Annotated in this window: 8 protein-coding genes and 1 pseudogene; 7 read left to right on the forward strand and 2 right to left on the reverse strand. The window is 41.7% G+C overall.

Annotated features, from left to right (window positions below; all coding sequences use genetic code 11):
• Nucleotides 1-88 precede the first annotated feature (88 nt).
• The 6 genes from NSB03_RS14205 to NSB03_RS14230 all read left to right on the forward strand — a co-directional run bounded on the left by NSB03_RS14205 (nt 89) and on the right by NSB03_RS14230 (nt 9363).
• Entirely contained in the window at nt 89-862 is a 774-nt protein-coding gene (locus NSB03_RS14205; RefSeq protein ID WP_024987763.1) for a radical SAM protein, read from the forward strand.
• A gap of 666 nt (nt 863-1528) precedes the next feature.
• Nucleotides 1529-5371 (forward strand): TIM-barrel domain-containing protein, encoded by a 3843-nt coding sequence (locus tag NSB03_RS14210; RefSeq protein WP_024987764.1) that lies wholly within the window; start codon nt 1529-1531, stop codon nt 5369-5371.
• 363 nt (nt 5372-5734) lie between these two features.
• The gene (locus tag NSB03_RS14215; protein ID WP_024987765.1) at nt 5735-6241 is read left to right on the forward strand and encodes a GNAT family N-acetyltransferase; all 507 of its coding nucleotides are present in this window, start codon (nt 5735-5737) and stop codon (nt 6239-6241) included.
• A 348-nt stretch (nt 6242-6589) separates the two neighbouring features.
• On the forward strand, nt 6590-7516 hold the full coding sequence (locus tag NSB03_RS14220) for a DNA adenine methylase (protein WP_217938287.1): 927 nt from the start codon (nt 6590-6592) through the stop codon (nt 7514-7516).
• Between the two features lie 19 nt (nt 7517-7535).
• Complete coding sequence (locus NSB03_RS14225; RefSeq protein WP_159102143.1) at nt 7536-8492, forward strand: DpnII family type II restriction endonuclease; 957 nt, start codon at nt 7536-7538, stop codon at nt 8490-8492.
• Complete coding sequence (locus NSB03_RS14230; RefSeq protein WP_024987767.1) at nt 8485-9363, forward strand: DNA-methyltransferase; 879 nt, start codon at nt 8485-8487, stop codon at nt 9361-9363. Before NSB03_RS14225 ends, NSB03_RS14230 begins: the two co-directional genes overlap by 8 nt.
• A gap of 16 nt (nt 9364-9379) precedes the next feature.
• On the opposite strand, the pseudogene NSB03_RS20895 reads toward NSB03_RS14230, so the two are convergent.
• Nucleotides 9380-9523, reverse strand: a pseudogene (locus tag NSB03_RS20895) (helix-turn-helix domain-containing protein); the annotation flags it as partial.
• Between the two features lie 57 nt (nt 9524-9580).
• Between NSB03_RS20895 and NSB03_RS14235 the strand changes: the two are divergent.
• A complete protein-coding gene (locus NSB03_RS14235) occupies nt 9581-10399 on the forward strand; it encodes a hypothetical protein (protein ID WP_121766860.1) in 819 nt (272 codons plus the stop codon).
• Nucleotides 10400-10642: 243 nt separating this feature from the next.
• Here the strand turns inward: NSB03_RS14235 and NSB03_RS14240 are convergent, their stop codons facing one another.
• Nucleotides 10643-10831 (reverse strand): hypothetical protein, encoded by a 189-nt coding sequence (locus tag NSB03_RS14240; protein WP_257466453.1) that lies wholly within the window; start codon nt 10829-10831, stop codon nt 10643-10645.
• Nucleotides 10832-10958: the final 127 nt, after the last annotated feature.

Here is a 10958-nt window from a genome sequence, read left to right on the forward strand (position 1 = left end):
GATGATGAAAAAATGGTTGTACAGATAGGGTAACCTGTAAGTTTTGGGTTATCTTTGCTGTAATTTATGATTAAATGACGATAATAATATGACTGTTATTTTTCCTTCGCCCATCTTCGGCCCTATTCATTCCCGCCGTTTGGGCGTTTCTTTGGGAATCAACCTATTGCCGGACGACGGTAAGGTTTGTTCATTCGACTGCATTTATTGTGAGTGTGGTTTCAATGCCGAACGTCGTACGAAGAAACTTCTTCCTACCCGTGAAGAAGTCCGCACAGCTCTCGAAGAGAAACTAAAAGACATGCAGGCAAACGGCCCCGCCCCCGATGTACTGACATTTGCCGGAAACGGTGAACCGACTGCGCATCCCTATTTCCCGGAAATCATAGAAGATACACTTGCGCTTCGCGACAAGTATTTCCCAAAAGCGAAAGTGAGTGTTTTAAGCAATTCTACGTTTATCGACCGTCCCGCAGTCTTTAATGCGCTTAATAAGATTGATAATAATATTCTGAAACTGGATACGGTGGACGAAGAATATATCCGTCAATTAGACCGTCCGAACGGAAAATATTCCGTGAAGAAGGTTATTGAGAAAATGAAAGAATTCAAGGGAAACTGTATCGTACAGACAATGTTCCTGAAAGGTGGTCATCAGGGAAAAGATATGGATAATACATCTGATAAATATGTACTTCCCTGGATAGAAGCAGTCAAAGAAATTGCTCCTAGACAAGTGATGATATATACGATTGACCGTGAAACGCCCGACCATGATTTGCAGAAAGCCACTCATGAAGAGTTGGACCGGATTGTCGCTTTACTGGAAAAGGAGGGTATTCCTACAACAGCTTCTTATTAGTATGTGACTATTTATTCATAATCGTACGGATTTGAACTTATTCCGTTTTTTCAGGCTTGCCGGTAGACATATATATCCAGTACGTAGGCAAAAGTTAGTTGTGATGTGGCCTTATGGCTGCTTACTCGTGGCCGAAACATACTAACATGTGGGCTGAATAAAGCAAAGCTTCTGTTGAAAGTAAGTATAACAGAAGAAACCGGAATTATACATTTTCGCTTTCAGGTGTGCTTTCAGTGAAAAGGACCGATGAAAAGGAGCTTTTTTGAGGAACTGAAGGCTGAAAACGGTTTTTCTACTTTGATAGTTAGTAGGAGATTTGTTTGTAACGAGTAGAAGAATGGCTTGGAGCAAGTACTACACTCGATGAAATGATGTAGAAGATTTGAGTAACTTAAGTACATGGCTCGGTTTGTTTCGGTACTAGGTCGAACAAGCCGGAAAGAATAATCTCGAACTGCTCCGTATGTATCCCCGAGCATGGGGCATGTCGGTTCGATAGTAAACAGTCGTTTCCCTCATTATTACCTTTGAATAGTGAAAAAAAGTAATAAGAACAAAGAATAATTAAAAAAAAGGCTATAAAATTAGGGTAGCAAGAGATTTACGTGTATTTATCATTGTATTACGAAAAGCATCTTATGTCTAATTCTAAATAAATAAAGCATGAAAAACAGTCATTCTCTTTCTTCGCGGTATCTCAAGTTTATCGCATTACTGGTATTGTTATTACATCCCATTTCGTTTCTTTCCATACAAGCATCCGAAACTTCAGGTATCCTTCGGGCGGAAAAGGTAAATCCGACCACAGTCGATGTGCTGTTTACAAACAACCAGCGGATAACTATCGACTTCTACGGAGAGAACATCTTCCGTATTTTTCAGGATAACTCCGGAGGCATCATTCGTGATCCCGAAGCGAAACCTGAAGCGCGAATACTTGTTGACCAGCCCCGCCGCAAGGTATCCGGCCTTGCACTGAATGACAGGGACGGCCGTATCATTCTGACCACCGGAAAGGTACGGATTGAGTTCGACAAACAGACATCTTTGATGAAAGTCTTTAACCTCGAAACAAACGTATGTGTCATCGAACAGACTGCTCCGGTAGCATTCAGTCCGAAAGAAGTGACCGTCACCCTGAAAGAACAGCCGGACGAATATTTCTATGGTGGTGGCGTACAGAACGGGCGTTTCTCCCACAAAGGCAAGGTGATAGCCATCGAAAACCAGAACAGCTGGACAGACGGCGGAGTCGCTTCCCCCTGCCCTTTCTATTGGTCAACAAAAGGCTATGGAATGATGTGGTACACCTTCAAGAAAGGACAGTATGACTTTGGAGCAACAGAAAAAAACGTAGTGAAACTATCCCATAATTCTTCTTACCTTGATTTATTTTACATGGTCAACGATGGAGCCGTTGCTCTGTTGAACGATTTTTACCAACTGACGGGAAATCCCGTCCTGCTGCCCAAATTCGGTTTCTACGAAGGGCATCTCAACGCCTACAATCGCGACTATTGGAAAGAGGACGAGAAAGGAATCCTCTTCGAAGACGGAAAACGTTATAAGGAGAGCCAGAAAGACAACGGCGGCATCAAAGAATCCCTGAACGGTGAAAAAAACAACTACCAGTTCTCCGCGCGTGCCGTTATCGACCGCTACAAGAACCATGACATGCCTCTCGGTTGGCTGCTACCCAACGACGGTTACGGCGCCGGCTACGGACAGACGGAAACGCTGGACGGCAACATCGCCAACCTGAAAAGTCTGGGCGATTATGCCCGTAAGAACGGAGTGGAAATCGGACTTTGGACACAGTCCGACCTGCATCCAAAAGAAGGTGTAAGCGCTCTGCTGCAACGCGACATCGTGAAAGAAGTGCGTGACGCAGGTGTACGTGTACTTAAAACCGACGTTGCCTGGGTAGGAGCTGGATACTCCTTCGGGCTGAATGGTGTGGCCGATGTAGGACATATCATGCCTTATTATGGCAATGACGCCCGTCCCTTTATCATCTCTCTCGACGGTTGGGCAGGTACGCAGCGTTACGCCGGCATCTGGTCGGGCGACCAGACAGGCGGCGTATGGGAATATATCCGTTTCCACATACCGACTTATATCGGTTCCGGCCTTTCCGGTCAGCCCAACATCTGTTCGGATATGGACGGCATCTTCGGTGGCAAGAATGAAACAGTCAATATTCGTGATTTCCAATGGAAGACATTTACCCCCATGCAGTTGAATATGGATGGCTGGGGCGCCAATGAGAAGTACCCCCATGCTTTAGGCGAACCGGCTACATCCATCAACCGAATGTACCTGAAGCTGAAATCCGAATTAATCCCCTACACATATAGTTTTGCCAAGGAAGCGGTGGACGGAATGCCGCTAATCCGCGCCATGTTCCTTGACTACCCCAACGCGTACACTTACGGTCCTGCCACGCAGTACCAGTTCATGTACGGTACGGACTTTCTCGTGGCTCCTGTTTACCAGAATACCCAAGCCGACGAGAAAGGCAATGACATCCGTGACGGCATCTACTTGCCCGAAGGAACCTGGATTGACTACTTTACCGGTGAGAAGTACGAGGGCAACCGTATCCTCAACAACTTCGATACCCCGATTTGGAAATTGCCCGTATTTGTGAAAAACGGCTCTATCATCCCGATGACCCACCCCCACAACAATGTCAGCGAGATAGACCCGTCCATACGCATCTATGAGCTTTACCCGAACCGCCATACCGCTACCGTTGAGTATGACGATGACGGCGTGACGGAAGCTTACCGCCAGGAGAAATCCGTATCTACCCTGATTGAATCCGATGTGAATGCCAAAAAGAATAACCTGACGATTACCATCCATCCGGCAGCCGGCAACTTCGACGGCTTCGTGAAAGATAAAAAGACGGAACTGCGTATCAATGTCACCGAAAAGCCGAAGAAACTGTCAGTCAAGATAAACGGCAAAAACGTGAAACTGACAGAAGTAAATACAGTTGATGACTTCCTGAAAGGTGAAAATGTTTTCTGGTATGAAGAAACTCCGAATCTGAACAAGTTTGCCACAAAAGGCAGCGAATTCGAAAAAGTGACCATCACGAAGAATCCGCAAGTACGTGTAAGACTGGCTGCTACCGATATTACCGCCCGTCAGACCACGGTAAACGTGGAAGGCTTCCGTTTTGAAGCTGCCGACCGCTATCGTGTAACCACCGGAGCCCTGACAGTTCCGCAGAATGCGCAGGTAACCGAAGAAAACCGGGAAGCATACACCTTGAAACCAACCTGGGACAAGGTATCCAATGCCGACTTCTATGAAATCGAGTTTGGCGGAATGCTCTACACGACCATCCGCAACACTTATCTCCTGTTTGAAGGACTGGAAGCCGAGACTCCTTATTCTTTCAAAGTGCGTGCAGTCAACAAGGACGGCGTTTCCGATTGGGCTGCTATCCAGGTAACTACGAAAGCGAACCCGCTGGAATTTGCCATCCATGGCATTGAAGGTGAATCTACCGCTCCTTCACAGGGAGGATTCGGTGTCAACCGTTTGTTCGACTTTGCCGAGTCTGGTGACAACTGGCATACAAAATACCGTACCAACGCTATTCCTCTGGATTTGGTTATCGACCTCAAGACCGTTAACCAGCTTGACAAGTTCCACTACCTGCCACGCACCGATGCCGGAAACGGTACGATACTGAAAGGTTCCGTGTCTTACAGCATGGACAAGGAGCACTGGACGGAAGCTGGAGCATTCGACTGGAAACGTGATGGTGAAGTGAAAGTCTTTGAATTTGCCAACCATCCTACCGCACGTTATATCAAGCTCAATATAACGGCAGGTGTGGGCAACTACGCTTCCGGTCGTGAACTCTACATATTCAAAGTGCCCGGAACAGCCAGCTACCTGCAGGGAGATATCAACAATGATGGCAAGATTGACCGCAACGACCTGACTTCTTATATGAACTACACAGGTTTGCGCCGTGGAGATTCGGACTATGAGGGATATATCAGCAAAGGTGATATAAACATGAATGACCTGATAGACGCTTATGACATATCCGTGGTAGCCACCCAGCTTGAAGGCGGTATCGGCAGAAAGGATACGCTCAAAGTATCGGGTTCTTTGTCAATCAGCACCCCGAAACGGCTGTATCAGAAGGATGAAATCGTTGAAATTCGTGTCAAAGGCAATGACCTGAAAGCAGTGAACGCACTTAGCTTTGCCTTGCCTTACGACCAGAATGACTATGAGTTCGTAGGCGTAGAATCATTGAATATGAAAGCAATGGAAAACCTCACTTACGACCGCATGCATACCAGTGGCGTGAAATCCCTCTATCCTACGTTTGTCAACCTAGGCAAACAGGAGTCATTGAACGGTTCGGAAGAACTGTTTATCCTGAAATTGAAAGCGAAACGTAAAGTGAAGTTTGAATTGACTTTGAAAGACGGAATATTGGTTGATAAGGAATTGAGGATGCATCAGTTCTAATGATTGATGTATCATACCATTCCTGAATAATTCATTTTATTTTTCTTGTAAAATGGTTAGGGAAGCAAATAGTAGATTCGGAGTACAATCTCCGCATTCTACTATTTGCTTTGTTTTTGTTCTTTATTGTTTTCAGATATTCCTATTTGATTCAGATACTCAGTATGTAAGAAGTCAGAATGTTCGTACGGTACTTCGTTCTCCCGGTTTGAGAACTGCCCAGTTGTTGTCGTTATATTTGAGCAGTCCGTTCTTCTTCTTTTGGAAAAATAAAATCAAGTCTATTTCCGGTTTTGGATTAATTTTGTAGTTTTACGGACGTATCAGGAAAAAGAGGGTATAATCGTAAAATGTAATCATAATATGGAATGTAAAATACGTTATTGGCGGATAGAGGATGCAGAAGATATTGCAGAGACACTGAATAATAAGAATATACTGGATAACCTGCGGGATGGCATCCCCTTTCCATATACAGTGCATGATGCAAGGGAGTTTATACAGGCAATGAATGCCGCCGATTCGGAAAGTACGTTCTCATTTGCAATAACTGTCGATGATAAGGCAATAGGTAGCATAGGTGCCTTCCGCCAAAGCAACATACATTCGAGAACTGCCGAAGTGGGATATTACATTGCAGAGCCTTATTGGGGTCAAGGTATCGGTACAAGCGCTGTGAAACAGCTATGCGAATATGTTTTTCAAAATACGGATATAATCCGGCTTTTTGCCGAACCCTTTGCACATAATGTCGCTTCTTGCCGCATCCTTGAGAAATGCGGGTTTGAGTTAGAGGGGACATTGAGGAAGAATGCGGTAAAAAATGGTGTTGTGGTGGATATGAAGATGTACTCAATTCTGAAAGAATGAATCCCGGATTCATCATGTAAAAGATATATGTCGGACTCTTATGGGCTAGCCTGGCTATATGCTAATACCCAATTGAGTGTATCAGGGCTTTGCATCCTTTGTGATGCAGTGATTGGATTAGACTGAATATAAAGGTGCAAATTGGAATGAAGCATGATATTGTAAAGATTAGTCTGTTATCGCTTATCTATCTCAACTATTTACCTATACAATTCTGAATGACTTTCATTTTTTTTGCTTACTTTTGTAGTTGTAATAGTACAATATATAGATGGATATTAAAATGCACCTTTTTGCATAACCAATCAATCTGTTTTTCGTAACTCAAAATAGAGTATAGAAATTATTATGGCTAAACCTTTTATAAAATGGGCTGGTGGTAAAACACAATTGCTAACGCAATTTGAACGCATCCTCCCTAGCGACCTTTACGAAGCAAACTCTTTTACATATATAGAGCCTTTTGTAGGTGGGGGAGCGCTATTGTTTTATATGTTACAAAAATTCCCCAATATAGGTCGTGCAATTATCAATGATGTGAATCCTAATCTTACCACTGCCTATCGAGTGGTAAGGGATATGCCTGAGCTTCTTATTGCAGAATTGAAAAGGCTTCAATTGGAGTTTCATCAGCTCAATAGTGAAGAAGCAAAAAAGGATTATTTTCTAAATATCAGAAATTCCTATAATGTGGAACAACATGATGATGTTATAAAAACATCCCTATTTATTTTCTTAAACCGTACTTGTTTCAATGGTTTGCATCGTTTAAATTCTAAAGGGCATTTCAATGTACCTTTTGGGAAGTATACTAAACCAACCATTTGTGATGAAGCTTTAATTATGGAAGATAGTTCTGTGTTGCAGAATGTTGAAATTCTCTGTGGTGACTACTCTCAAATAGAACGATTTGTCGATGACAATACTTTTGTTTATTTCGATCCGCCTTATCGTCCACTTAGTGCAACTTCAAGTTTCACATCTTATTCAAAAGAGAGTTTTAATGATGCCGAACAAATACGCTTGGCTCAATTCTTTGCTCGATTAACAAGGTTAGGTTGTAGGATGATGCTTAGCAATTCTGATTGTAGTTCACATAATCCAAGTGACACATTCTTTGAAGAATTGTATGGCAATTATATAATTGAAAGGGTTTATGCTTCTCGTAGCGTTAATGCAAATGCATCAAAGAGAGGTCGGTTGACAGAGATTTTAGTAAGAAACTATGAATCTGCAGTAGTGTATCCTGCGGATGACTTTCAGTTTGCAATTTAATCATTTAATATTTTGCATTATGGCATTTTTAAATCAGAAGCCTGAAGACTTAAATAAGATTTTCACTAGTAATCTATTGTTGACTAATAGAGGTTTCAATTATTATGTTGATTGGAACAATATAGATGGTTATAAAGGATTTTTGGTTGAAATTCATGCTATGGATGTCTTGATAGGATGTAAGGATGATAGCTTTAAATCCCAATTTGTCACCCTTCTTTCTAAACTTCCCAGTGTAAGATTGTTATTTCCTTTTTTATTCGGGTTAGCTAAAAGTGAAAGAGAACAGCTCTATAGGGGCAGAGAAAAATTAACAATCATTCAAGATGAATTAGATAGTGCGGATCATTTGGTTTATAGTTTCTCAAAGACAATTGAATTATTTGATGAAAATAGTATAGAGGTGTACTATGATTTTTTTGTTAAAATGGGTTTGAAAAACCTGTATCAAAATATAATAGAGAAAAGTACATTAGACTATATTGCAGGTGTTCTGGTAGGGATGGATTCTAATGGGCGTAAAAATAGAGGGGGGAAAGCATTTGAATTAGCTTGCCAACCTTTGTTTGAGAAAGTTTGTTGCAATCAGTATCCATTGACACTTCTGACACAAAAGCAATTCAAAGTGCTTAAAGATTATGGATTTGATATTTCTGAGGATATTGCTGAACGGAAAGCTGATTTTATAGTGTTGGATGTCAAAAAGAAAAGAGTCATTAACTTTGAAGTTAATTTCTACAATGGTTCTGGTTCTAAACCTGAAGAAATTATTGATTCATATATTAATCGCCAAAATGATTTAAAATCTTCAGGAATAGATTTTGCTCTGGTAACAGATGGTAAATGTTGGTTATCAGCTACCAATCAGTTATTAAAAGGATTCCGGCACTTAGACTATCTTCTCAACTTCTATATGCTGAAACATGGTATGTTAGAGGAAATTATAAACAGCGTGTTTGATACTGATAATGATTGAATCTTACTTCAAATCTCTTAACCGCAATTTTACGCTTCTACATGGTGATTGCTGTGAGTTGCTTCGACAATTCAATTTCAAGTTTAATTGCATTTTTGCCGATCCGCCATATTTCCTTTCCAATGGTGGCATCAGTGTACAAAATGGTCAGATTGTCTGTGTTGATAAAGGCGATTGGGACAAGGGGCTGACTCCACAGAAAGTGATGGAGTTTAATATGGAATGGATCGGACTTTGCCGGGAGAAGCTGAAAGATAATGGTACGATATGGGTTTCAGGCACATATCACAATATTTTTTCTGTAGCCAACTGTCTAACAGAATTGGGCTTCAAGATTTTAAATGTAGTGACATGGGTAAAGACCAATCCTCCTCCTAATATTTCATGCCGATATTTTACATATAGTACTGAGTTCATCATTTGGGCCCGTAAAAATGAAAAGAAACCTCATTATTTCAATTATGACTTGATGAAGCAGCTAAACGATGGTAAACAGATGACTGACGTTTGGCGATTGCCTGCCATTGCACCTTGGGAGAAAGCTTGCGGCAAGCATCCTACACAGAAACCGCTTGCTTTGCTTTCTCGTATCATTATGGCTTCGACGAGACCGGGAGAATGGGTACTTGACCCATTATGTGGCAGTTCTACAACGGGTATTGCTGCAAATCTATTGGGACGACGCTTTTTGGGCATTGACCAAGAAGAAGAGTTTCTGAAGATCAGTGAATGTCGCCGTGAAGAATTGGATGATATCCAAACATTTCATAAGTATCGTTCTAAAATAAGAGATATTAGTTATGTTGATTTGCAATGTTCACACATTGCGAATGAGGAAACAAATTGCCAATATTGTGATTTACCGTTTTAGGTATTGAAATTTACTCTTATCCTCCTTTTTTCACATAATCTTTCGGCAATATCCCGAATTGTTTCTGGAAGTAACGGGCGAAGTACGAAGGATTGTTAAATCCTACAATGTAACAGATTTCATCCGTCTGATACTCCCTTTCGCGCAAAAGTTCTCCGGCGGATGATGTCCCGTTTGAAAATAAACACTATCTTTGTCTCCTATAAAAAAAACAAGTATGTTTCTGACAAGTATGAGCCGGGAGGAACTGTATGCCGAAGCGCATAAAGACCTCATTGCAATATCGACCAAAGCGAACATGTTCATAGATAAAGTCCGTAAGAGAGCAGCGATGACGAGTCCGTTTCCTGTGGCGCCCCAGCGTATGACTGTCACCACCACCCGAAAAAATGTATGGACGCTGGAGGGGAGATACAATTCATATATGCATGCTTTGGCATTTCAAGCTTACGCTCCTGTCATTGGTGCTTCAAGCAATGGCTATATCCAAATAACAGGTTTCAAGTCCTCAAATATAATAATGCATTACACGGCACACTTCATGCAACGATACAAAGAGCGCTACATTGATCATTATCAAATAGACCTCAAAGGGGAAAGTTTGTTCAATTACTTTGTGTATAATAATACGGATGTCTTGTATACTCGCAAGAACAATGGCGGTTATTTCATTGTTTCCGACCATGGCATCGCTGTAGCCGAGTTCAGTAACGAACGACAGCTCATGACCCATATCACTTTTCTGGGAGATGATGAACTGACTCTGAGGAAACAGCTTATCTATGATGAAGAAATCGGAATCTATAAAGGGGTACTTGAACTGAAACGGTTAAAATTGAGAAAACAACAGGATGATATCATCACAATCTGGAATATCGCAAAGAAGCACCATGCAGGTTTTGAAATGGTGAAGCGTTGGTATAAGTGGAATGGAGTGGAAATATCCGAAGATTATCTTCACCAATGCATTGAGTGTATTGAGAAGTATCATGTGCAATCGCTTGACAAACTAGGCAAACTTATGTCACAGGTTTAATAGAGGTAGGCAAACTTATTTTCCTATTGTTTTCGGCCTATACTCTACTTGATAATTTAGGTTGATACATGGAAGTTTGCATCTTCTTGCCGGTTTCTTCGTATATATAAGTAACGTCAGTTCGATATAAGTCTTTCCGTTGAAAGATGTCGCATCGAAGAAAGTGCCTGTGTCGGTATTTGTTTTCCATAGATAGGTTGCCGGTTCGAGGATAATTGATGATATTCCGTTGTCAAGCGAGCGTCAAAGGAAGTTCTTGTCGGCAAAACACAAGCTATGGATATTGAGGTTTTGCAGTTGCGAAGAATGATAACGCGTCTGTTGTCCGTTTTTCAGGTCAATCAGGAACAAGCCGTCGCACTTCTGCGTAAACAGTTTGTCACCTGCCGGATAGAGAGAAATACAACAGTCGTTTTTCACCAGATAACCCATATCCTTGCCGTTATTAGATTTGCCACATTTTTGTTTTTCCCCGTATAATACTTAGAGCCTGTTTAAATTCTCTTCAGTCATAATTTTATAGCTGATATTTCAACTTACCCCGGCTCTTCTTGTCGCG

The sequence above is a fragment of the Bacteroides acidifaciens genome (assembly GCF_024623065.1).
Lineage (GTDB): Bacteria > Bacteroidota > Bacteroidia > Bacteroidales > Bacteroidaceae > Bacteroides > Bacteroides acidifaciens.